The sequence below is a fragment of the Streptomyces sp. NBC_01750 genome (assembly GCF_035918095.1).
In the GTDB taxonomy this organism is placed as follows: Bacteria; Actinomycetota; Actinomycetes; order Streptomycetales; family Streptomycetaceae; genus Streptomyces.
In genome coordinates this window covers 7502234-7523849 of the sequence record NZ_CP109137.1, presented here as the reverse complement: position 1 = coordinate 7523849, position 21616 = coordinate 7502234, and the positions used below count along the sequence as shown (strand labels likewise).

21 protein-coding genes are annotated in these 21616 nt (G+C 69.9%); 10 read left to right on the top strand and 11 right to left on the bottom strand.

The window, feature by feature from the left end; translation table 11 throughout:
- Positions 1-27: 27 nt before the first annotated feature.
- From sph to OG966_RS33955, 3 genes are all read left to right on the top strand, one after another.
- The gene (sph, locus tag OG966_RS33965) at positions 28-1017 is read left to right on the top strand and encodes a sphingomyelin phosphodiesterase (RefSeq protein ID WP_326653875.1); all 990 of its coding nucleotides are present in this window, start codon (positions 28-30) and stop codon (positions 1015-1017) included.
- Positions 1018-1095: 78 nt separating this feature from the next.
- On the top strand, positions 1096-2016 hold the full coding sequence (locus OG966_RS33960; RefSeq protein ID WP_326653874.1) for a cation diffusion facilitator family transporter: 921 nt from the start codon (positions 1096-1098) through the stop codon (positions 2014-2016).
- Between the two features lie 149 nt (positions 2017-2165).
- On the top strand, positions 2166-3227 hold the full coding sequence (locus OG966_RS33955; protein WP_326653873.1) for a S1 family peptidase: 1062 nt from the start codon (positions 2166-2168) through the stop codon (positions 3225-3227).
- 177 nt (positions 3228-3404) lie between these two features.
- Here OG966_RS33955 and OG966_RS33950 read toward each other — a convergent pair whose 3' ends face one another.
- Positions 3405-3884, bottom strand: coding sequence for a macro domain-containing protein (locus tag OG966_RS33950; RefSeq protein WP_326653871.1), 480 nt, complete (start codon positions 3882-3884; stop codon positions 3405-3407).
- A 119-nt stretch (positions 3885-4003) separates the two neighbouring features.
- Between OG966_RS33950 and OG966_RS33945 the strand changes: the two genes are divergently transcribed.
- Entirely contained in the window at positions 4004-4744 is a 741-nt protein-coding gene (locus OG966_RS33945) for a MerR family transcriptional regulator (protein ID WP_326653870.1), read from the top strand.
- A gap of 72 nt (positions 4745-4816) precedes the next feature.
- Here the strand turns inward: OG966_RS33945 and OG966_RS33940 are convergent, their stop codons facing one another.
- The 4 genes from OG966_RS33940 to OG966_RS33925 all read right to left on the bottom strand — a co-directional run bounded on the left by OG966_RS33940 (position 4817) and on the right by OG966_RS33925 (position 10695).
- Entirely contained in the window at positions 4817-6991 is a 2175-nt protein-coding gene (locus OG966_RS33940; RefSeq protein ID WP_326653869.1) for a 3-hydroxyacyl-CoA dehydrogenase NAD-binding domain-containing protein, read from the bottom strand.
- A 128-nt stretch (positions 6992-7119) separates the two neighbouring features.
- The gene (locus OG966_RS33935) at positions 7120-8334 is read right to left on the bottom strand and encodes an acetyl-CoA C-acetyltransferase (RefSeq protein ID WP_326653868.1); all 1215 of its coding nucleotides are present in this window, start codon (positions 8332-8334) and stop codon (positions 7120-7122) included.
- 79 nt (positions 8335-8413) lie between these two features.
- Positions 8414-9556, bottom strand: coding sequence for an acyl-CoA dehydrogenase family protein (locus OG966_RS33930; RefSeq protein WP_326653867.1), 1143 nt, complete (start codon positions 9554-9556; stop codon positions 8414-8416).
- Positions 9553-10695, bottom strand: a complete 1143-nt coding sequence (locus OG966_RS33925; RefSeq protein WP_326653865.1) for a CaiB/BaiF CoA transferase family protein — start codon at positions 10693-10695, stop codon at positions 9553-9555. The genes OG966_RS33930 and OG966_RS33925 overlap by 4 nt, the downstream gene beginning before the upstream one ends.
- A gap of 364 nt (positions 10696-11059) precedes the next feature.
- Here OG966_RS33925 and OG966_RS33920 point away from each other — a divergent pair, with 364 nt between their 5' ends.
- The gene (locus OG966_RS33920; protein ID WP_326653864.1) at positions 11060-12259 is read left to right on the top strand and encodes a saccharopine dehydrogenase family protein; all 1200 of its coding nucleotides are present in this window, start codon (positions 11060-11062) and stop codon (positions 12257-12259) included.
- Positions 12260-12295: 36 nt separating this feature from the next.
- Here OG966_RS33920 and mmpA read toward each other — a convergent pair whose 3' ends face one another.
- Entirely contained in the window at positions 12296-12433 is a 138-nt protein-coding gene (gene mmpA / locus OG966_RS33915) for a morphogenic membrane protein MmpA (RefSeq protein ID WP_326653863.1), read from the bottom strand.
- 49 nt (positions 12434-12482) lie between these two features.
- Positions 12483-13205, bottom strand: a complete 723-nt coding sequence (locus OG966_RS33910) for an endonuclease V (RefSeq protein ID WP_326653862.1) — start codon at positions 13203-13205, stop codon at positions 12483-12485.
- Positions 13206-13278: 73 nt separating this feature from the next.
- Between OG966_RS33910 and OG966_RS33905 the strand changes: the two genes are divergently transcribed.
- Positions 13279-13578, top strand: coding sequence for a YciI family protein (locus OG966_RS33905; RefSeq protein ID WP_326653861.1), 300 nt, complete (start codon positions 13279-13281; stop codon positions 13576-13578).
- A gap of 45 nt (positions 13579-13623) precedes the next feature.
- Here OG966_RS33905 and OG966_RS33900 read toward each other — a convergent pair whose 3' ends face one another.
- Complete coding sequence (locus tag OG966_RS33900; protein WP_326653860.1) at positions 13624-14730, bottom strand: WD40/YVTN/BNR-like repeat-containing protein; 1107 nt, start codon at positions 14728-14730, stop codon at positions 13624-13626.
- A gap of 254 nt (positions 14731-14984) precedes the next feature.
- On the opposite strand from OG966_RS33900, the gene OG966_RS33895 reads away from it, so the two are divergent.
- Complete coding sequence (locus OG966_RS33895) at positions 14985-15401, top strand: SsgA family sporulation/cell division regulator (RefSeq protein ID WP_326653859.1); 417 nt, start codon at positions 14985-14987, stop codon at positions 15399-15401.
- A 34-nt stretch (positions 15402-15435) separates the two neighbouring features.
- Here OG966_RS33895 and OG966_RS33890 read toward each other — a convergent pair whose 3' ends face one another.
- Positions 15436-16110: a GOLPH3/VPS74 family protein gene (locus tag OG966_RS33890; protein ID WP_326653858.1), complete on the bottom strand. Its 675-nt coding sequence runs from the start codon at positions 16108-16110 to the stop codon at positions 15436-15438.
- Positions 16111-16473: 363 nt separating this feature from the next.
- Here OG966_RS33890 and OG966_RS33885 point away from each other — a divergent pair, with 363 nt between their 5' ends.
- The 3 genes from OG966_RS33885 (at position 16474) to OG966_RS33875 (ending at position 20145) form a co-directional block, all read left to right on the top strand.
- Complete coding sequence (locus tag OG966_RS33885; protein ID WP_326653857.1) at positions 16474-18117, top strand: ABC-F family ATP-binding cassette domain-containing protein; 1644 nt, start codon at positions 16474-16476, stop codon at positions 18115-18117.
- Between the two features lie 160 nt (positions 18118-18277).
- Complete coding sequence (gene ddaH / locus OG966_RS33880; protein ID WP_326653856.1) at positions 18278-19054, top strand: dimethylargininase; 777 nt, start codon at positions 18278-18280, stop codon at positions 19052-19054.
- A 116-nt stretch (positions 19055-19170) separates the two neighbouring features.
- A complete protein-coding gene (locus OG966_RS33875) occupies positions 19171-20145 on the top strand; it encodes an acyl-ACP desaturase (protein ID WP_326653855.1) in 975 nt (324 codons plus the stop codon).
- 265 nt (positions 20146-20410) lie between these two features.
- On the opposite strand, the gene OG966_RS33870 is transcribed toward OG966_RS33875, so the two are convergent.
- Both OG966_RS33870 and OG966_RS33865 read right to left on the bottom strand, forming a co-directional pair.
- Positions 20411-20656, bottom strand: coding sequence for a WhiB family transcriptional regulator (locus tag OG966_RS33870; RefSeq protein WP_326653854.1), 246 nt, complete (start codon positions 20654-20656; stop codon positions 20411-20413).
- A gap of 149 nt (positions 20657-20805) precedes the next feature.
- On the bottom strand, positions 20806-21603 hold the full coding sequence (locus tag OG966_RS33865) for a VOC family protein (RefSeq protein ID WP_326653853.1): 798 nt from the start codon (positions 21601-21603) through the stop codon (positions 20806-20808).
- Positions 21604-21616: the final 13 nt, after the last annotated feature.

Below are 21616 nucleotides of genomic sequence, written 5' to 3'. Positions count from 1 at the left end.
TACCCCCCACCACCTTCGGGAGTCCTTGTGCCGCACGCCGTGCTCCGCCGTATCCCTGGCGCAGCCCTGTCCACCGCGCTCGCCGCAGCCGTCCTCACCGGGACGGCTCCGACGGCCTCCGCCGCACCCGCGGAGGCAACGCCGTCCCTCAAAGTGCTGACGTACAACACCTTCCTGTTCAGCAAGACGCTGTACCCCAACTGGGGCCAGGACCACCGGGCCGCGGCCATTCCGGCGACCACGTTCTTCCAGGGCAAGGACGTCGTCGTCGTGCAGGAGGCCTTCGACAACTCTTCCTCGGACGCGCTGAAGCAGAAGGCCGCGGCCCAGTACCCGTACCAGACCCCGGTGATGGGGCGCAGCAGGGACGGCTGGGACGCGACCGGTGGGTCGTACTCGGCCGCCACACCGGAGGACGGCGGGGTGGCGGTGCTCAGCAAGTGGCCGGTCGTCCGCAAGGAGCAGTACGTCTACAAGGACGCCTGCGGCGCGGACTGGTGGTCCAACAAGGGCTTCGTCTATGTCGTGTTGAATGTGAACGGCACAAAGGTCCATGTGGTGGGGACACATACGCAGTCGACCGACCCCGGCTGCGCCGCGGGCGAGGCGGCGCAGATGCGCAGCCGCCAGTTCAAGGCCATCGACGCCTTCCTCGACGCCAAGAACATCCCAGCGTCCGAACAGGTCCTCGTCGCGGGCGACTTCAACGTGGATTCGCGGACGCCGGAGTACGCGACGATGCTCGCCGACGCGGATCTCGTGGGGGCGGACGCCCGCACCGGGCACCCGTACTCCTTCGACACCGAGGAGAATTCGATTGCCTCCTACCGCTACCCGGACGACCCGCGCGAGGACCTGGACTACGTCCTGCACCGCGCCGGGCACCCCAAGCCGGCCGGCTGGACGAATGAGGTGATCAAGGAACAGAGCGCGCCCTGGACGGTCTCCAGCTGGGGCACGAAGTACACCTACACCAACCTCTCCGACCACTATCCGGTGACCGCGTCCGGGCAGTAGGCGCAAACCCTTGGCAGCTGGTCAGTGGATGCTTTTCGGCAGTGGCTGCAAGGGATTTGATGCGTCAGGGTGGTGACCATGACGGGTCACGGGCACGTTCATGGTCACCACCATCACCACACCCACGACCGCATCGACGCCGCCCTCGAACGATCGGCCGAGGGACTGCGGACGCTGTGGTTCTCCTTCGGTGTGCTCGCCGCCACCACCGCCGTCCAGGCGGTGATCGCGAGCGCTTCGGGGTCGGTGGCGCTGCTCGGTGACACCGTCCACAACGCCACCGACGCGCTGACCGCTCTGCCGCTCGCCCTCGCCTTCGTCCTCGGCCGGCGGGCGGCCACCCGCCGCTACACCTACGGCTTCGGCCGGGCGGAGGATCTGGCGGGCGTCTTCGTGGTGCTGGTGATCGCCGCGTCGGCGGCCTTCGCCGGGTACGAGGCGCTGCGGCGGCTGTTCGAGCCGCAGGATGTCAGCCATCCGGCCGCAGTGGCTGTGGCCGGCCTGGTGGGTTTCATGGGCAACGAGTGGGTGGCAAGGGCCCGGATCCGTACAGGCCGCAGGATCGGGTCGGCAGCGCTGGTGGCCGACGGACTGCATGCCCGGAGCGACGCTTTCACTTCACTGGCCGTACTGCTGGGCGCGGGCGGAGCTGTACTCGGATGGCGGTGGGCCGATCCGCTGATCGGACTTGCGATCACCGGGGCGATCGCGCTGGTGCTGCGCGGTGCGGCGCGCGAGATCTGGCACCGGCTGATGGACGCGGTGGACCCGGCGCTGGTCGACGAGGCGGAGCACGCGCTCTCCCATGTCGAGGGCGTACGGGCCGTGCGGGAGGTGCGAATGCGCTGGCTCGGGCACGATTTGCGGGCCGAGACCTCGATCGTGGTCGACCCGGCGCTGACGGTGCGGCAGGCGCATGCCGTGGCCCTGGCCGCCGAGCACGCGCTGCTGCACGCGGTCCGGCGGCTGACCGCGGCCACCGTTCAGGTGGGTCCCTGACTCCCCCGAACGGGTGGGTGGTTCGACGTTCTCCCGGCTTCTGGGTGCCTGGCGGGGGCATGCCACGTCGCGTCCGCATGCCGGACCGATCCGGTCCAAACTTCTTCTCGAATCCCCCCACCGCGGACTCGTTCGAAGGAGAAGTCCCTATGAGACGCACGCTCCGCGCGCGCATCTGCCTTTCCGTCATCCTCGCCCTGCCCGCCGCCGGTCTGGGCTCGGGCACCGCCGAGGCCGGCCCGGATCCGGTGTCGGGCGTCACCGCGTCCCCGACGCAGTACAGCCTCAACAGCATGCTCGAAAGCTCCCTCGGCGACCACAGTGCCGGTTCGTATCTCGACGCCAAGACGGGCGAACTGGTCGTCACCGTCACCGATGCGGCCTCGGCCGACCAGGTAGAGGCCGTCGGGGCACGCGCCGAGCTCGTCAAGCGCAGCACGTCACAGCTCGAAGCCGCCATGGACACCCTCGAGGCCGAGGCGAAGATCACCGGCACCTCCTGGGGCATCGACCCCTCGACCAACCAGGTCGCGATCGAGGCCGACGAGTCGGTCTCCGAAAGCTCCATGGCTCAGCTGGAGAGGGTGGCCGCGAGTCTCGACGACGCTGTACGGATCAAGCGTGTGCCCGGAGTCTTCAAGAAGGAGGTGGCCGGCGGCGCCGCGATCTACGGCGGCGGCTTCCGCTGCTCGGCCGCCTTCAACGTCCTGAAGGGCACGGCCCGTTACTTCCTGACGGCCGGTCACTGCACCAACGACGCCATCAGCTGGTCAGCGACATCCGGCGGCTCGACCATCGGGCTCCGCATGGGCACCAGCTTTCCGACCGACGACTACGGCATTGTGCAGTACACGGGTGGCGCCCAGCCCGCCGGGAACGTCAACCTCTACAACGGCAGCTTCCAGGACATCACGTCCGCGGCCGACGCCATCGTCGGCCAGGCCATCCGGAAGAGCGGCTCCACGACACACGTGACCAGCGGCACGGTCACCGCCGTGAACGTCACCGTGAACTACGGCGAAGGGCCGGTGTACGGCATGGTCCGCACCACCGCCTGTTCGGCCGCCGGCGACAGCGGCGGTGCGCACTTCGCGGGTTCCATCGCCCTGGGCATCCACTCGGGCAGCGCCGGCTGCTCGGGCACCAATGGCTCGGCCATCCACCAGCCGGTGCGGGAAGCGCTCAGCGCATACGGCGTTGCTGTGTACTGATCGGCTGACCGCCCCCGGCCGACCGACCGACTGGCTGCGTGCGGGCGTGCCCTCGATCGGGCACGCCCGCCGCCATTGCCGGTCGGTGCGGATCCCGTGCCGCCATGACGCGCCTTCTCACCGACCAGCCGCTCCAACCGGCCGTATTCCGCCCAGCGCCGCACCGCCGCGGGACTCTCAGCCCTCGTGGTCGTACACCGTCACCGATATACCCCGCGCCGTCAGCCGCCCCGCTATCAGCGGCTCGATCCGCGACCACTTGCCGCCCGCAAGCCCGCATCCGATCCGCGGCATATGGACGGACGCCCCCAGCTCCTCCGCCTTCCCGGCCAGGGACCCGAGCGCCGCGTCGATCGCCTCGTACCGCACCGGAACCCCCTTGCTGCCGGTCCGTGTCCCTCGCTGCCCCACCATGTTCGCGACCCACAGATACGGCGCCACCTGGACGTACTGCACGGCGCCGAGTCCGAAGTCATTGCCCGCACGCTTCCGGTGCCAGCGGCGGTACGCGGCCTCCGGCTCCGGCCAGCGCCGCGATATCGCCAGCACGAAGCCCTTCCCCCAGCCGCCCAGGTCGTTGCAGACATGCGCGATCAGCTTCACCCCCTTGCCCTGCGGCGCGGTGGCGTCCCCCCGTACGTACTCGATCTCGGACATGCACCCACCGTAGGGACCACCACTGACAATCGGCGGACGCTTTCACAACAGTGGTGAGACAGCAATACTGTTGCACTGCACGGAGATCAGGAACGGGCAGCGGGAAGCGAGGCGTACAGATGGCGACCGGGACCGAGGAGCCGACGCTCACCGTCGACGAGCTGGCCGCGCGCGCCGGGGTCACCGTGCGCACCATCCGCTTCTACAGCACGCGCGGGCTCCTGCCGCCCCCGGCGATCGGACCCCGCCGCGTCGGTCACTACGGACCGAGCCATCTCTCCCGGCTGGCCCTCATCGAGGAGCTCCAGCACCAGGGCATGACGCTCGCCGCGATCGAGCGCTATCTGGAACAGCTGCCGCCGGATCTGAGCGCGCACGACCTGGCGATCCACCGGGCGCTGGTCGCCTCCTGGGCGCCGGACTCGGCCGAGGAGGCGACCCGCGCCGATCTGGAGCGCCGCGCGGGCCGCACCCTGAGTGAGCAGGACATCGACCGGCTCGCGGCCATGGGTGTCCTGGAGCGCGCGGACGTCTCGGCGGGCTCGGACGCCTACCGGCTCGACCCTGGCCTGCTGCGGCTCGGTGTACAGCTGCTGGACGTGCCGATTGCGCACGAGACCATTCTCGCGGCCCGCACGGTCCTGCTGGAGCACACCCGCTCGGCGGCGCGCGAGCTCACCAGGCTGTTCCGGGACGAGGTGTGGAATCCGTACCGGGAGCGGGAGCCGGACCCCGAACAGGTGGCGGCGATGAAGTCGTTGTCCGCCCATATGCAGCCGATGGTGGTGCAGGCGCTGGTGACCGCCTTCCAGCGGTCGCTCAAGGAAGAGCTGCGGGCCGCGTTCAGCCAGGAGGACTGAGCACCGGCCGCGGCCGCACGGGAGAGCGGACCACGCCCAGCCGGCAGAGCTGAGCGCGGCCCGGGCCGGGCCTCACGCGTCGGTGAAGACCTCGCCGCGCTCCGCCTTCTCGACCAGCAGCGCCGGCGGGTTGAACCGCTCGCCGTAGCGCACGGCAAGTTCACGGGCGCGCGCCACGAAACCGGGCAGCCCGCCCTCGTACCCGTTGATGTACTGCAGCACACCGCCCGTCCATGCCGGGAAGCCGATGCCCATGATCGAGCCGATATTGGCGTCGGCGACCGAGATCAGCACGTTCTCCTCCAGGCAGCGCACGGTGTCCAGCGCCTCGGAGAAGAGCATCCGCTCCTTCATGTCCTCGAAGGGGACGTCCACGCCCGGCTTGGTGAAGTGCTCGCGCAGCCCCTGCCACAGCCCGGCCCGCTTGCCGTCCTCGCCGTACTCGTAGAAGCCCGCGCCGCCACCGCGGCCCGTGCGCCCGAACTCGTCGACCATTCGGTCGATCACCACGTCCGCCGGATGCCCGGTCCAGCTGCCGCCGGCCTCCTCGACCGCGCGCCTGGTCTCGTTGCGGATCTTGCGCGGCAGGGTGAGGGTCAGCTCGTCCATCAGCGAGAGCACCTTGGCCGGGTAGCCGGCCTGGGCCGCGGCCTGCTCGACGGACACGGGATCGACGCCCTCGCCGACCATCGCCACCCCCTCGTTGATGAACTGACCGATCACGCGCGAGGTGAAGAAGCCGCGCGAGTCATTGACGACGATCGGTGTCTTGTTGATCTGGCGGACCAGGTCGAAGGCTCGGGCCAGCGCCTCGTCTCCGGTGTGCTCACCCTTGATGATCTCGACGAGCGGCATTTTGTCGACCGGCGAGAAGAAGTGCAGCCCGATGAAGTCGACGGGCCGCGACACTCCTTCGGCGAGGACGGAGATGGGCAGCGTCGAGGTGTTGGAACAGAGCAGCGCGTCCGGCTCGATGACGTCCTGGATCTCCTGGAACACCTTGTGCTTGAGGCCGGTGTCCTCGAAGACCGCCTCGATCACGGCATCGCAGCCGGCGAGGTCCGCCGCGTCGGCGGTCGGCGTGATGCGCGCGAGCAGTGCGTCACGCTTGGCCTCGGTCGTACGGCCCCGGGAGAGCGCCTTGGCGAGCAGCTTCTCGGAGTACGCCTTGCCCTTGGCGGCCGCCTCGGCGGAGACGTCCTTGAGGACGACCTCGATGCCCGCGCGGGCGCAGGAGTAGGCGATGCCCGCGCCCATCATCCCGGCGCCGAGAACGGCGACCTTGCGGACGGGGCGCGGCTCGATGCCCTTGGGGCGGTTGGCGCCGGAGTTGACGGCCTGGAGGTCGAAGAAGAAGGCCTGGATCATGTTCTTGGCGATCTGCCCGGTGACCAGCTCGGTGAAGTACCGGGCCTCGATGGTCTGCGCGGTCTCGAAGTCGACCTGGGAGCCCTCGACGGCCGCCGCGAGGATATTGCGCGGGGCGGGGTAGGGCGCTCCGGCGGTCTGCTTCTTCAGGTTCGCGGGGAAGGCGGGGAGGTTGGCGGCGAACCGCGGGTTGGACGGGGTCCCGCCGGGGATCTTGTAGCCCTTGACGTCCCAGGGCTGCTGCGATTCGGGATGGGCGTCGATGAAGGCGCGGGCCTTGGCGAGCATCTCCTCGTCGGTGGCGGCCACTTCGTGGACGAGGCCGTTCTCCAGAGCGCGCTGCGGGTTGTACTGGGTGCCCTGCAGCAGGACCTTCAGCAGCGCGTCCGCGATACCCATCAGCCGTACGGTACGGGTGACGCCGCCGCCCGCGGGCAGCAGGCCGAGGGTGACTTCGGGAAGGCCGATCTTGGACCCGGGCGCGTCGAGGGCGATGCGGTGGTGACAGGCGAGGGCGATCTCGTAACCGCCGCCCAGGGCCGCGCCGTTGATGGCGGCGACAACGGGCTTGCCGAGGGTCTCGATCCGGCGCAGGGCGCGCTTGATGCCCATGCCGGCCTCGAAGGCGGCCTCGGCGTCCTCGGGACCGGCCTTGATCATGTCCTTGAGGTCGCCGCCCGCGAAGAAGGTCTTCTTGGCAGAGGTGAAGATGATGCCGCGGATGGAGTCCTTCTCGGCCTCGGCGCGGTCGGCGATCGCGGCGATGGACTCCTTGAAGGCCTGGTTCATCGTGTTGGCGGACTGATTGGGGTCGTCGAGGACGAGGGTGACGACGCCGGTCTCGTCCTGTTCCCAGCGGATGGTGGTGCTCTCGGTCATTGCGGAGTCTCCAGGAGGTCTTGGTCAGGTCGTTTCGGGCGATGGCGGTGCGGGCGCGGAGGGTGTGGGCGCTGCCGTTCGGGCGCCGGCCGTTCGGGAAGCCGGCCCTGGGGCGCGCCGCCGCACCGCTACACGCGCTCGATCACCGTGGCGATGCCCATGCCGCCGCCCACGCAGAGCGTGACGAGGCCGTACCGCTTGTCCTGGCGCTCCAGTTCGTCGATGACGGTGCCGAGGATCATCGCGCCCGTCGCACCGAGCGGATGGCCCAGCGCGATCGCGCCGCCGTTGACGTTGATCTTCTCCAGCGGGATGTCCAGATCGCGGGCGAAGCGCAGTACGACACCGGCGAACGCCTCGTTGATCTCGACCAGGTCGATGTCGTCCATCGTCAGTCCGGCCTTGGCGAGCGCCTTGCGGGTGGCGGGCGCGGGGCCGGTGAGCATGATGGTGGGCTCGGATCCGGAGACCGCGGCCGACACGATCCGGGCGCGGGGCGTGAGTCCGTACCGCTCGCCGACCTCCTTGGTGCCGATCGCGACGAGCGCCGCGCCGTCGACGATGCCGGAGGAGTTGCCCGCGTGGTGGACGTGGTCGATCTTCTCCACCCAGTGGTACTTCTGCAGCGCCACGGCGTCGAAGCCGCCCATGTCGCCGATGCCGGCGAAGGAGGGCTTGAGCGAGGCGAGGGAGTCCGCGGTGGTGCCGGGGCGCATGTGCTCGTCGTGGTCGAGGACGACCAGGCCGTTGCGGTCCAGGACCGGTACGACGGAGCGCTCGAAGCGGCCGTCCTTCCAGGCCGCGGCGGCGCGCTCCTGGGAGAGTGCCGCGTACTCGTCGACATCGCGGCGGGAGAAGCCCTCGATGGTGGCGATGAGGTCGGCGCCGATGCCCTGCGGTACGAAACCGGTGTCGAAGTTGGTCATCGGGTCGGCGAACCAGGCACCGCCGTCGGAGGCCATCGGCACCCGCGACATCGACTCGACGCCGCCGGCGAGCACCAGGTCCTCCCAGCCCGAACGGACCTTCATCGCGGCCATGTTGACGGCTTCGAGGCCCGAGGCGCAGAAGCGGTTCTCCTGGACGCCGGCGACGGTGTCGGGCAGTCCGGCGGCGATCGCCGAGATGCGGGCGATGTCGGAACCCTGGTCGCCGACCGGACCGACGACTCCGAGCACGATGTCGTCGATCGCCGCCGGGTCGAGACCGGGGAAGCGGCTGCGGAGTTCGTGGATCAGACCGACGACAAGGTCGATCGGCTTGGTGCCGTGCAGGGCGCCATTGGCCTTGCCGCGCCCGCGCGGGGTGCGGATCGCGTCGTACACATACGCTTCGGTACTCAAGACTGCAGCCTTTCGAGGGTTACGTCATAGGGGGTGCGTTTCGAGGGTCACGCCATGAGGGTCGGGCGAGTCCGGGAGGTCAGCCGAGGATCGAGCGGCCGATGATTTCCTTCATAATCTCGGTCGTACCGCCGTAGATAGTCTGGATACGGCCGTCTGTGAACGCTTTCGCGACGCGGTATTCAGTCATATAGCCGTAGCCGCCATGCAGTTGGAGGCAGCGGTCGGCGACCCGCTTCTGGAGCTCGGTGGCCCACCATTTGGCCATCGAGGCATGGACCGCGTCGAGTTCCCCGTCCGAGTGATCGACGATGCAGCGGTCGAGGAAGGTACGGGTGACGGCGCACTCGGTGGCCATCTCGGCGATCTCGAAGCGGATGTGCTGGAGCTTGGAGAGCGGCCGCCCGAAGGCCTCGCGCTCCTTGACGTACTCGGTGGTGATCTCCAGCAGATACTCGGCGGCGGCGATCCCGGCGACGGCTATGCCCATCCGCTCCTGCGCGAGATTGGTCATCAGATGGATGAAGGCGCCGTTGAGTTCACCGAGCAGGTTCTCCTTGGGAACGCGTACGTCGTTGAAGAACAGCTCTGCCGTGTCCTGCGACTTCTGGCCGATCTTGTCGAGATTGCGGCCGCGCTCGAAGCCCTCGGCGCCGCGCTCCACGACCAGCAGCGACAGCCCCTTGGCCCCGCCCCCGGGTGTCGTCCTGGCGACGACGACCACCAGGTCGGCGAGGATGCCGTTGGAGATGAAGGTCTTGGAGCCGTTGAGGATCCAGTGATCGCCGCGGTCCTCGGCGGTGGTACGGATGCCCTGGAGGTCGGAGCCGGCGCCCGGCTCGGTCATCGCGATGGCGGTGATGATCTCGCCGCTGCAGAAGCCGGGCAGCCAGCGCCGCTTCTGCTCCTCGGTCGCGAGCCCGGTCAGATACGGGCCGATGATGTCGTTGTGCAGTCCGAGCGCCAGCCCGGCGGCGCCCGCCCGGGTGAACTCCTCCGCGAGGACGGCGCTGTATCGGAAGTCGCTGTTCCCCCCGCCTCCGTACTCCTCCGGCACGGCGAGGCCGAGCAGCCCCTGCCTGCCCGCGGCGAGCCAGGCCTCCCGACTGACGATGCCGTCCTTTTCCCACTGCTCGTAGTGCGGCAGGACCTCCTTGGCGAGGAAGGTACGGACGGTCTCACGGAACGCGTCGTGCTCGGCGGTGAAGATCTGGCGCTTCAACGGTCTTCCTCCTTGGCGGTGCCGGCGAGGCCGGGAATGTCCCAGTCGAGAGCGACCTCCGCGGTGTCCGCGCCCGGCTGGGCGGGCGGACGCACCACGGCGCCCGGCGTGGCGGAGAAGCGGGGCGCGGGTGCGGGCTGGGTGAGTCCACTGTGCTCGACGAAGGTTCCACGGGCGGCGAGATGTGGATGCGAGGGAGCCTCTCCGAGCGAGAGGACCGGCGCCACGCAGGCGTCCGAACCCTCGAAGACGGCGGTCCACTCGTCGCGGGTCTTCGTCCTGAACCGGGCGGCCACGACGTCGCGCAGCTCGCCCCAGCGGGCGAAGTCCTTACGGGCCGGGGCCTCGTCCTTGATGCCGAGCAGTTCGATGAACTCGTTGTAGAACTGCTGCTCCAGGGCCCCGACCGCCATGTACTCGCCGTCGGCGGTCTCGTAGTTGCCGTAGAACGGGCAGCCTCCGTCGAGCAGATTCGCTCCACGCCGGTCCTGCCAGCCGCCGGCCGCCATCATTCCGTGGATCATCGTGGCCAGATGAGCGGCTCCGTCGACGATGGCCGCGTCGACGACCTGACCGGCGCCGCCCTCGGTGCGCGCGTGCTGCAGCGCGGCGAGCACACCGATGACGAGATAGAGCGAGCCGCCCGCGTAGTCGCCGACGAGGTTGGCCGGGACGGTGGGCGGCTCGTCGGCCTTGCCGATCATGCCGAGGGTGCCGGTGATGGCGATGTACGCGATGTCGTGTCCGGCGCGCTGGGCAAGCGGGCCTTCCTGGCCCCAGCCGGTCATCCGTCCGTACACGAGCCGCGGATTGCGCGCGTGGCACTCCTGCGGGCCGACCCCGAGGCGCTCGGCGACTCCCGGCCGGTATCCCTCGATGAGTACGTCGGCGCGTTCGACCAGGTCGAGGACCTGGTCGGGGCCGCCATCGGCCTTGAGGTCGATGAGCACCGAGCGCTTGTTGCGGTTGGTGAGGTCGTAGGCCGGATCGATGTTCAGCCCCGAGCCGCCGGGCCGGTCGACCCGTACGACATCGGCGCCGAGGTCGGCCAGCACCATGGCGGCGAACGGGCCGGGCCCGATACCCGCCAGCTCGACCACACGCACCCCGGCCAGTGGGCCGTTCCCTGTCGCCGCCATTGAGCCCCCAGCACTGTGACACAACTGATGTAACACCAGAGATGGTAAGAACGCGTTCCACTCCACACAAGGGTCTGGGCCGAGCAAGCGCTTAGAATCGGACGCCGCCGACTCCCGGAATTACCGCCCAGACCATGTGTTTACGGTCAATATAGGAGGCGTCCCCGGTACGTCGTCACAGGCCCGGCCTCCACCGAGCGGGCCGACCCCTTGATGTCCTCCGCGCCGGCCACGCATGGCCGCACGCTGGATCCGTGCTCCGGGGCCCGGCATGTTACCGATGGGGAACACATCTACTGCCGAGCTCGTTCGCACGCTAGCCTCAGCCACCGACAGGACCGCGGGGGCAACGGCGGAGGGGCCATTGAACAGGCAGAACGGGACCGATCGTGCACAGCGCCCGTACGACATCGTGCTCTTCGGAGCGACGGGATTCGTCGGTGTGCTCACCGCGAAGTACCTCGCGGCGCACGCACCGGACGATTGCCGCTGGGCCATCGCGGGCCGCAGCCGCCAGAAGCTGGAGCAGCTGCGTGAGCGCCTTGCCGCCGTGAATCCCGGCTGCGCCGAGCTGCCGCTGATCCAGACGGACGCGGACGACCCGGACGCGCTGCGCGAACTCGCCGAGTCCACCCGTGTGGTGGCGACGACTGTTGGTCCGTATGTCTGGTACGGGGAGTCGCTGGTCTCCGCCTGCGCCGAGGCCGGGACCGACTACGCCGACCTGACCGGCGAGCCCGAGTTCGTGGACCTGATGTACGTGCGCCACGACGGGCGGGCCCGGGAGACCGGGGCGAGGATCGTCCACGCATGCGGCTTCGACTCGATTCCGCACGACCTCGGCGCGTACTTCACCGTCCAGCACCTTCCGCAGGACGTGCCGCTGCGCGTCGACGGCTTCGTACGCTCCAACGCCACGTTCTCCGGCGGTACGTTCGCCTCGGCGCTCACCGCGATGAGCCGGGGACGGCAGATGCTGCGGGCGGCGCACGAGCGACGGCTGCACGAGCCGCGGCTGATGGGACGCCGTGCGCGGGCTCCGCTGGCCGGGCCGCGGTTCAGCGGGGAGACCGGCGCCTGGGCGCTGCCACTGCCCACGATCGACCCGCAGATCGTGGCCCGCTCGGCGGCCGTGCTGCCCCGCTACGGCCCGGACTTCCGCTACCGGCACTATGCGGCGGTCCGGACGCTACCGATGGCGGCGGGCGGTGTGGCGGCATTGGGCGCGCTCTTCGGTCTGGCGCAACTGCCGCCCGTCCGGCGCTGGTTGTCGGACCGCCTCAAGCCGGGTGAGGGGCCGGGCGAAGCACGTAGGGCGAAGAGCTGGTTCTCGGTGCGCTTTGTGGGCGAGGGCGGCGGCCGCCGGGTCTTCACCGAGGTCTCGGGTGGCGACCCGGGGTACGACGAGACGGCGAAGATGCTCGCCGAGTCGGCACTCTGCCTCGCCTTCGACGCACTGCCGAAGACATCGGGACAGGTCACGACGGCCGTCGCGATGGGTGATGCGCTGCTGGAGCGCCTGCAGGCGGCGGGGATCACCTTCCGGGTGGCTGCCACGCGCTGAGATCAGGAGCCGACCGCGAACACGGCCGGCCGGCCGTCAGCCGGACAGTACTGTGCAGACCATCGACCCCACCCAGCCGAAGCCCGTCAGCGCGGCGAGGATGAGCACGGCCGTCACGATGCGCTCAACTGGGTGGGTGGTCTCGGTGGCGCTGTGCGTCGTCTGTGTCGTCATGCGAGGGAGCATGCCGGTCACGGCCGGCTCCTGACATCCGCTCGGATACTCAGTTCCCCTGCCTGGTTCCCGGCCCGGATACCTGAGTAGCCTCCCCCAGTGCGCGCCGGCAGAGCTGGTCGGCCCGGCGCGTGCTCTCGGGGAGCCGGTAGCGGGACGCGAGGTGGAGGGTGTGCGCGCAGGCGTTGTCGAGCGTCGTGCGGTGGCCGACGGAGACGAAGACCGGCCTGACTCCCTCCTGGGTGCGCAATGCCCGGCCGACCTCCTCGCCGTCGCCGGCGAGCAGCGGGGCGAAGTCACCGCGGTGCGGGCCGAGTTCGCCGTAACTGAAGACGAAGGGGTTCTTGGCGACGCCGATGACCGGCAGCCCGGTCAGTACGCCGAGGTGGGAGGCGAGTCCGAAGCGGCGGGGGTGGGCCAGACCGTAGCCGTCGCAGACGACCAGACCGGGGCCTGCGGTGAGGGATTCCAGGGCGGCCAGTACGGTCGGGATCTCCCGGAAGGCGAGGAGACCCGGGACGTACGGGAAGGCGACCCGGCCGACCGCGGTGGCCTCCTCGACGACGGTGAGCGTCGCGGCGTCCAGCACGACGGCCGCCGCCGCGACGACATCGTGCTCGTCGTCGTACGCCACATCGACACCCGTCACCAGGCCGGTGGCGGCCGGCGGCCCCGGCTCGTCCAGGGCGACGCGGGTGCGCAGTTCGTCCTGGACGGCCAGGGCCGCGGCCTCGTCGGCGGGCCAGCCGGGGGGCGTCTCGATGATCTTCATAGTGCCGACCAGCCTACGTCCGGGCCGGTCCGGTGGAATGGGCGCGATTCCCGTCCGGCGTAACCTGGCGATCATGTTCGTACTGGAATTGACCTACACCGCACCCGTCGAACGTGTCGACGAGCTGCTCGAGGCACATGTGGAGTGGCTGGACGCGATGTACGAGGAGGGCGTGTTCATTGCCTCGGGCCGCAAGAACCCGCGCGACGGCGGGGTGATCCTGGCCGTCGGGGACGACCGCGCGCGGATCGAGGCGATCGCGGCGGCCGACCCCTTCACGGTCGGCGGCGTGTGCGCGTACCGGATCACGGAGTTCATCGCGACCAAGACGGCGCCCGGACTCGCCCCGTACCGCCGGCAGCTGCCCTCATAGGGCCGCGGCACAGCCCTGGCCCCTCATAGGGCCGCGGCACAGCCCTCAGAACTCCAGCCGCGCGACCCGGCCCTTCTCTCCCGAGGCCCAGCAGCCGAGGTCGGGTGTGCAGTCGACCGTGTCGTACGAACCGGTGTCGACGGTGCGCCAGCTGCGGCCGCCGTCCACCGTCAGATCCGTGCCGGTGGGACCGACGGCGAGCGCGGCCGACCGGCTGTGCGGCAGCCAGGCGATGCCCGAACGGTAGGCCGACGGCGGCGTGTTGGACTGCTGCCAGCTGCGGCCGCCGTCCCGGCTGACCGCGCCGGCGCGCGGGGATGCCTGGTCGGCGCGGTAGTCGCCGCCGACCGCGATGCCGTGGGTACGGTCGCGGAAGGCGAGTGCGAAGACTCCTCGTGCCGGATCCCCGGCGGGGATGGTCGACTCGGCGACGGTCCAGTTCCGACCGCGGTCGGCGGAGTGCAGTACGCGCGCCGTGGCGCCACCGCCGGTCGCCAGCCACACGTCTTTGCCCCCCGAACTGACCAGGCACTGGCCGCTGGCGGCGAAGGCCGCCTCGCCCGGCAGCGCCGCCGGCATCCCGGCGGTCGGCAGCACCTTCCACGACGCGCCGCCGTCGCCGGTCGACAGGATGCGGTACTTGCCGTCCACCGGGTCGCTCATGGCGACACCGTGCCGACTGTCGAAGAAGGTGATGCAGTCGTAGAAGGCCTTCGTGTCGGTGTTGCGGAAGGACTCGGTCCAGCTCGATCCGCCGTCCTCGGTACGGAAGACCCGGGACGCCTCGCCCTCGCCGATGGCCAGCACCACCGCTCGACGGCCGTCGAAGGCCTCGATGTCGCGGAACTCCAGCTCGCCCGCACCTGGCGGGGAGACGTTCCGCCAGGTGCGTCCGCCGTCCGCGGTACGCAGCACGGTGCCCTTCGAGCCGGCGACCCACGCGGTCTTCCGGCTGACGGCCGCCAGGCCCCGGAACCGTACATCCGTACCGGTGTCCTTGAGGCTCCAGCTCGGCCCCGTGCCGTCTGCGCCGTCTGCCGAAGCACTGCCCGACGGCTGGGCCGCCTGCGCCGGCGCGGCCAGGGCCGCGGCCACCGCCGCGGCACAGAGTCCCACCGAAACCATTCGTCTCGTCTTCCCCATGGACGTCATGGCGCTGGAAGCTAGCCCACGGGCGGTACCCCGTCCAGGGTGCGGCGGACGGCGCCGGTTACTGGGCGGGGGCCTGAGCAGAACGGTCGGGGGCCTGAGCAGAACGGTGGCGACGTGACGCGGTGACGTCGCCACGCGGCGCGCGGAGCGCGGTGACGCAGGTCACGTCGGCTTCCGATGCACGCAATCGCTCGTTCTGCCGTCTCCTTCGGTGTCAGGGAGACATCAGCGAGCCGCGCACGAAGGAGCAGGCCTTGTCCACCGTCATCGAGCAGGCCGTGCAGGCCCGCCTGGTCGCCGCGGCACCCCAGATGGAGTCTGTTCCGGCCACGCTGCGTTACGACCGCGAGGATCCCTTCGCCGTGCAGATGGCCTTCCCGCCCCCGGCGACGCTGGAGGGCAATGAGGTGTCGTGGGCGTTTTCGCGCGAGCTGCTCGCGGCGGGTCTCGACGGACCGGCCGGCGTCGGCGATGTACGCATCAGGCCGTTCGGCTACGACCGCACGGTGGTGGAGTTCCGCGCACCCGAGGGCATCGCGATGGTGCACATCCGCACCAGCGAGGTGCGCCGCTTCCTCAAGCGTGCCCAGTGCATGGTGCCCACCGGCCGCGAGCACGTCTATCTGGACCTCGACCACAATCTCGCCGAGCTGCTGCGCGACGCCTGCTGACACCCGACGCCCGGCGGCGCGTCGAGCAACGGCGTCAGCCGCCGGACGCGCCCGTGGCTGACGCGGACGTCACCTCGACGATCAACGCCGCCCGTACCTCCTGGAAGACGTTCTTCAGCGTGGGAGCGGCCGCACCGCTGCGTTCCGTCAGCGCCTCGATCCGGTCCCTGTGGCGCCTGCGCTCATTGCCGGTGGCGAGCGTTCGCACGTCAGCCGCGGCCGCGAGTGCGACGAGCGCTGCGTCGCGGTCGGAGATGTCCTCCACCGGCACCGGACCTCCGAGCACAGCCCGCGCCTCCTCGCGCAGCGACTTCACCACGTCAGCACGGTCGAGTTCGTACTGCGCGGCGGAGAAGAGGCCGAGCAGCCGCCCGCGTCTCCTGCGCAGGCAGCCGGCTCCGGCCAGCTGCGTACCGACGGCGTCGAGGGTGTAGGTCGCGTGGTATGTCACCCACCTGGTCCATGTACGTGGCCTGGACTCCTCGACAAGCTCAAGCAGTCCGTCCAGGACCGGGTCACCGGTGCGGTTGTCGCCGAGGGGCCGGGCAATGCCGTCAGCGTCGGCGAGCATGCCGCGCTGGGCCAGCTCGGTGAGCGCGCCGGCCCGTACGAGAGGGCCGAGACACGAAGTGCCGGTGAGCTCCATCCGCTCGGCGTCCCAGCACAGGAGATAGAGCCGGGCGGCGAGCGAAAGTGATCCATTGGGCACGGGCGAAGCCTCCTTGTTCCCGGTGCGCCCGGTCTCGGTCCTCGCCCGGTCGCGGCTGTCCGGGTCGCGTTCCTGTCCCGGTCGCGCAGGGCCCGCCCACGATAATTCGTTGACAGTGCCCAAGCGCCCTCGTACGGTGTACAGCGGTCCTGTTGTCGTCGATCGGAGTAGGACGTTGCTCGTCTGAGGTCCTGAGACACCGTGCGATGCAGCTGCTTCCAGCATGCTGCGCGCGTCGCGTGCGACCTCGGCCCTCGAGCCGCCCTCCCGACCGGGACCTTTCCCGTGTTCCCGGCGATCGTCGCCGCACTCCGGTGTCTCCACCCGTTGCCCCTACCTTCCTCCACGCAACCGGAGACCCTTATGTCTACTTTTCCCACCCATGTCACCTGCTCCTCGCTCACCTTCGCCTGGCCTGACGGCACCGGGGTCTTCGACGACTTCCAGCTCGCGATCGGCCCGGGCAGGACCGGCCTCATCGGCCTCAACGGATCCGGAAAATCAACGCTGTTGAAGCTGATCTCCGGTGAACTCACGCCGTCCGGCGGGGCGGTACGCATCGCAGGCCGGGTCGGCGCTCTGTCGCAGAACCTGGTACTCGACACCGCTCTGCGGGTGGACGAGGTGCTCGGCATCGCCACCACGCGCGCCGCGCTGCACAGAATCGAGGCGGGCGATCCGAGCGAGGACAACTTCACAGCGGTCGGCGACAACTGGGACGTCGAGGAACGGGCACGCGCCACCCTCGACCAGCTCGGTCTCGGCCATATCGGGCTCGACCGCACCATCGGCGAGGTGTCCGGCGGCGAGGGCGTACTGCTGCGGCTGGCCGCGCTTCTCCTGGCCGCGCCGGATGTGCTGCTGCTCGACGAGCCGACCAACAACCTCGATCTGTACGCACGTCGGCGGCTCTACGACGCGGTCGCCGCCTGGTCGGGCGTGATGGTCGTGGTCAGCCACGACCGTGAACTCCTCGAGCTGGTGGACCAGATCGCCGATCTGCGTGACGGGGAGGTCCATTGGTACGGGGGGAACTTCACCGCGTACGAGGAGGCGCTCGCCGTCGAGCAGGAGGCCGCGGAACGCATGGTGCGCGTGGCCGAGGCCGACGTACAGCGCCAAAAGCGTGAACTTTCTGACGCCCACGCCACGTTGGCCCGCCGCAAGCGGTACGGACAGAAGATGTGGGACTCCAAGCGCGAGCCGAAGATCGTCATGGGGGCTCGCAAACGCGCAGCCCAGGAGTCGGCCGGCAAATACCGCATCATGCACACCGAGAAGCTCGCCGAGGCGAAGGAGCGACTCGAGGAGGCCGTGGACGCGGTCCGCGACGACGACGAGATCCGTATCGAGCTGCCGTTCACCAAGGTCCATCCGGGCCGTGGTGTGCTGCGTCTGAGCGAGCTGACGCTGCGCTACGGGGCCGAGGTGAAGGGAGAGTTCACGGTACGCGGCCCCGCACGGATCGCGCTCGTCGGGCGCAACGGAGCGGGCAAGACCACCCTGCTGCGTACGATCGCCGGCGAGCTGGAGCCGGTCGCCGGCGAGGCGGTGGCCGAGGTCCCCCTCCGTCTTCTGCCGCAGCGCCTCGACGTGCTCGACGACGGCCTGAGCGTGGTGGAGAACGTGGCGCGGTTCGCACCCGACGCGACCAACAACCGGATCAGGGCACGGCTCGCCCGCTTCCTGTTCCGGGGCGCGCGTGCCGACCAGCCGGCCGGCACGCTGTCGGGCGGAGAGCGGTTCCGTGCGGCGCTCGCCGCGCTGCTTCTGGCCGAGCCGGCGCCGCAGCTGCTGATGCTCGACGAGCCGACGAACAACCTGGACATGGCGAGCGTACGGAAGCTGACGGCGGCGCTGGAGTCGTACGAGGGAGCGCTGATCGTGGCCAGTCACGATGTGCCGTTCCTGGAGTCGATCGGCATCAATCGCTGGCTGCTGCTGGACGGCGAGCTCCGCGACATCACCGCGGACGAGGTACGGGAGGGGGAGCTTCCGGCTATGTGAGCGTGCTGCGCCCGGATCCGCGGCCGGGCGGCGCGGCCCCGACGACCCGGCACCACCGGCACCGCCCGCTCCCACGGGCGGCTCATCGGGGATTCCATCGTCGCGGCACGGCGGGCCATGATGGGCGCGACCAGACCCCGGACAGACCTGGAGAGCGCCCGTGCCCAGCAGGAAAGCCCTGATCCGCCGCCCCAGCCCGCGCCTCGCCGAGGGCCTGGTCACCCATATCGAGCGGACCACGGTCGACGCCGCGCTGGCGCTCGAGCAGTGGGAGAAGTACGCCGAGACGCTGCGCGAGCACGGCTGGGAGACCGTCGAGACGGAGCCGGCCGACGACTGCCCGGACGGCGTCTTCATCGAGGACACGGTGGTCATGTACCGGAATGTCGCGCTGATCGCCCGCCCGGGGGCCGAGTCCCGCAGGCCGGAGACGGCGGCCGTCGAGGAGACCCTGGCGCGGCTCGGCTGCTCGGTGAACTGGGTCTGGGAGCCCGGCACCCTCGACGGCGGCGATGTCCTGAAGATCGGCGACACGATCTACGTGGGCCGCGGCGGACGTACGAACGCGGCGGGGGTGCAGCAGCTGCGCGCCGCCTTCGAGCCGCTCGGCGCGCGCGTGGTGGCCGTACCGGTGAGCAAGGTGCTGCACCTGAAGTCCGCGGTGACCGCACTGCCGGACTCCACCGTCATCGGATACCCGGCACTGGTGGACATCCCGACGGTCTTCCCGCGGCACCTCCCGGTGCCGGAGGAGTCGGGTGCGCATGTGGTGCTGCTCGGCGGCGGGAAGCTGCTGATGGCGGCGAGCGCCCCGAAGTCGGCGGAACTGTTCACGGATCTCGGCTACGAGCCGGTCACGGTGGACATCAGCGAGTTCGAGAAGCTCGAAGGATGCGTGACGTGCCTGTCCGTACGCCTTCGCGACCTGTACGCATAACAGAACGTAACGGGACATTGTCATACCGGGCTTGGCCAGAGCCTTACTGCCGCCTTAACCTACGGTCTCGTAACCTACGAATCCGTAAGTAACTCTCCCGTCCCCCAGGAGCACCCGTGACGATCACCTCTCCCCACCTCGGCAGTTCGGAAGCGTGGACAGACGCCCGACTGCTGTTCGCGCTGGAGGAGGTGGTGGAGAAGGAACTCAACCGCCATCTCAAGGTCGCCAAGGACTGGATGCCGCACGAGTACGTCCCGTTCACCGACGGCCGCAACTTCCCCGGTTACTTCGAGGACGGCCTGTCGTGGGAACCGGAGCAGTCCAAGGTCACCGACATCGGCAAGATCGCGCTGGTCGTGAACCTGCTGACCGAGGACAACCTCCCCAGCTATCACCACGAGATCGCCTCCCTCTTCGGCCGCGACGGAGCCTGGGGCACCTGGGTGCACCGCTGGACCGCGGAGGAGGGCCGGCACGGCATCGTGATGCGCGACTACCTGCTCACCTCGCGCGCTGTCGACCCGGACAAGCTTGAGCAGTTCCGGATGGCACACATGGCCGAGGGCTTCGAGTCCGACAACCGTCACTCGATGCTGCACTCGGTGGCGTACGTCGCCTTCCAGGAGCTCGCGACCCGCGTATCGCACCGCAACACCGGCCACCAGTCGGGCGACCCGGTCTGCGACCGCATGCTGGCGCGTATCGCGACCGACGAGAACCTGCACATGGTCTTCTACCGCAATCTGCTGGGCGCGGCCTTCGAGCTCGCCCCGGATCTGACCATGCAGGCCGTGCGCGACGTCGTGGTCAACTTCCGGATGCCGGGACACGGCATGCCGGGCTTCGAGCGGGCCGCGGCGCAGATGGCGATCGGCGAGATCTACAACATGCGGATCCACCACGACGACGTCCTGCAGCCGGTGCTGCGCTTCCTGAAGGTGCTGGACATCGACGGGCTGGGCCCGGAGGGTCTCAAGGCGCAGGAGGAGCTGGGTCTGTACATGGGCGGGCTGGACTCCGAAGCGTCGAAGTTCGACGAGAAGCTGGCTGCGCGCAAGGCGCGGATGGCGGCGCGGGCGGCGGGCTGACCGTACCGGCCCCGCCCGGGCGTCCCGGCTGACGGCCCACACGGACGCTGGGGGCGCCCTGCGGGCCGTCAGGGCGCCCTTCCGGCCATTCGTACGCCGTCAGCGCGCCCATGGCCGCATCACGCACGCCCGCGTCCCTGGCCCGGTCGACGGGCCTTCGCCGCCGCCGTGCCCGAGCTGATCGCCACCGCCCGGACCATCGGCGCCCCGTCACCCCGGCGCCGGTGGTTCTGGCGAGCCCGATGTGTCCGCCGGGGGGACGGGTTCAGCTCCGCCCGCGCTGGAGGCGGTGCCGCTCCTTCTCCGACAGCCCGCCCCACACCCCGAATCGCTCGTCATGCGCCAGCGCGTACTCCAGGCACGCCACCCGGCCCTCGCAAGCCCCGCAGAGCTGCTTCGCCTCCCGCGTCGACGAGCCCGGGGCCGGGAAGAAGAATTCCGGCCCCGTCTGGGCACACAACGCGGTCTCCTGCCAGGAGAGTTCATTGTCAGTGATGGTGTTGATCGGCATGCAGGACACCGTGCCCCGCGCCGATAAACGCCCGGTCAATGAAGGATCAACGACCGCACCGCCACCCGCACCGACCTGCCAAGAGCACTCGCACGAACGGTACAGATCCTCGAGGCCGCCGCCGATACGGCGCGCCCCGTGCGGGCTCGTCAGCCCTGCGGCTGCGCCCCCTGCATCACCGCGAACTTCGCGCCCGCCGAATCCGCCAGTTTCGCGAACCGGCCCACGCCCTCCAGGTCGACCGGCGCCATCCTGACCTTGCCGCCCAGCGCTTCCGCCAGGGCGACCGCGGCGTCGCAGTCCACGACCTCGAAGTACGGCAGCCAGCACGGCCCGTCCGCCGCCTCCACCGGGTCCGACGCGAGCGGGGCGACGCCGCCGAACATCGCGTCCGGGGTCGTACCGGCGGGGTTGATCATGATGTACGAGCCGCTGCCGTCGGGCAGCGGCATGGTGTTCGTCTCCCAGCCGAAGACACCGGTGTAGAAGCTCAGGGCCGCGCCCGTGTCCGGCGTGTACAGCTCCGCCCAGCACAGCGAGCCGGGATCGTTGACGAGGTCCAGGCCTTTGTTCCGGCCGGGCTGCCATGTCGCGAAGCCGGCGCCGGACGGATCGGCGAAAACCGCCATACGACCCATATCGAATACGTCCATCGGTTCGACTGCGACCGCGCCGCCGCCCTGCTCGACCGACTTGGCCGTGGCGTCGGCGTCGGGCGACTGGAAGTAGACGCACCAGTCGGGGGCGCCCTGCTCCGGAGCGACCGTCATGCCGCCGGCGACGGTCTTGCCGTCCTGCTGGAACATGCCGTAGCCGCCGGCATCGGGTCCCGCCGACCGGAAGGTCCAGCCGAACAGGCCGCCGTAGAAAGTGCGCGCCGTCTCGATATCGGGTGTGCCGAGGTCGATCCAGTTCGGGGAGCCTGTGACAAAACGGGTCGTGAGCATTGTGCGCTCCTTC

Bases quoted from the DNA above. Each gene is read 5' to 3' on its own strand.
- OG966_RS33950 (WP_326653871.1), bottom strand. From the start codon at position 3,884: ATGTCCGAGATCGAGTACGTACGGGGGGACGCCACCGCGCCGCAGGGC.
- OG966_RS33885 (WP_326653857.1), top strand. From the start codon at position 16,474: ATGTCTACTTTTCCCACCCATGTCACCTGCTCCTCGCTCACCTTCGCC.
- mmpA (WP_326653863.1), bottom strand. From the start codon at position 12,433: ATGACGACACAGACGACGCACAGCGCCACCGAGACCACCCACCCAGTT.
- OG966_RS33925 (WP_326653865.1), bottom strand. From the start codon at position 10,695: ATGGCGGCGACAGGGAACGGCCCACTGGCCGGGGTGCGTGTGGTCGAG.
- OG966_RS33960 (WP_326653874.1), top strand. From the start codon at position 1,096: ATGACGGGTCACGGGCACGTTCATGGTCACCACCATCACCACACCCAC.
- OG966_RS33900 (WP_326653860.1), bottom strand. From the start codon at position 14,730: ATGACGTCCATGGGGAAGACGAGACGAATGGTTTCGGTGGGACTCTGT.
- OG966_RS33955 (WP_326653873.1), top strand. From the start codon at position 2,166: ATGAGACGCACGCTCCGCGCGCGCATCTGCCTTTCCGTCATCCTCGCC.
- OG966_RS33905 (WP_326653861.1), top strand. From the start codon at position 13,279: ATGTTCGTACTGGAATTGACCTACACCGCACCCGTCGAACGTGTCGAC.
- OG966_RS33910 (WP_326653862.1), bottom strand. From the start codon at position 13,205: ATGAAGATCATCGAGACGCCCCCCGGCTGGCCCGCCGACGAGGCCGCG.
- OG966_RS33940 (WP_326653869.1), bottom strand. From the start codon at position 6,991: ATGACCGAGAGCACCACCATCCGCTGGGAACAGGACGAGACCGGCGTC.
- OG966_RS33865 (WP_326653853.1), bottom strand. From the start codon at position 21,603: ATGCTCACGACCCGTTTTGTCACAGGCTCCCCGAACTGGATCGACCTC.
- OG966_RS33870 (WP_326653854.1), bottom strand. From the start codon at position 20,656: ATGCCGATCAACACCATCACTGACAATGAACTCTCCTGGCAGGAGACC.
- OG966_RS33945 (WP_326653870.1), top strand. From the start codon at position 4,004: ATGGCGACCGGGACCGAGGAGCCGACGCTCACCGTCGACGAGCTGGCC.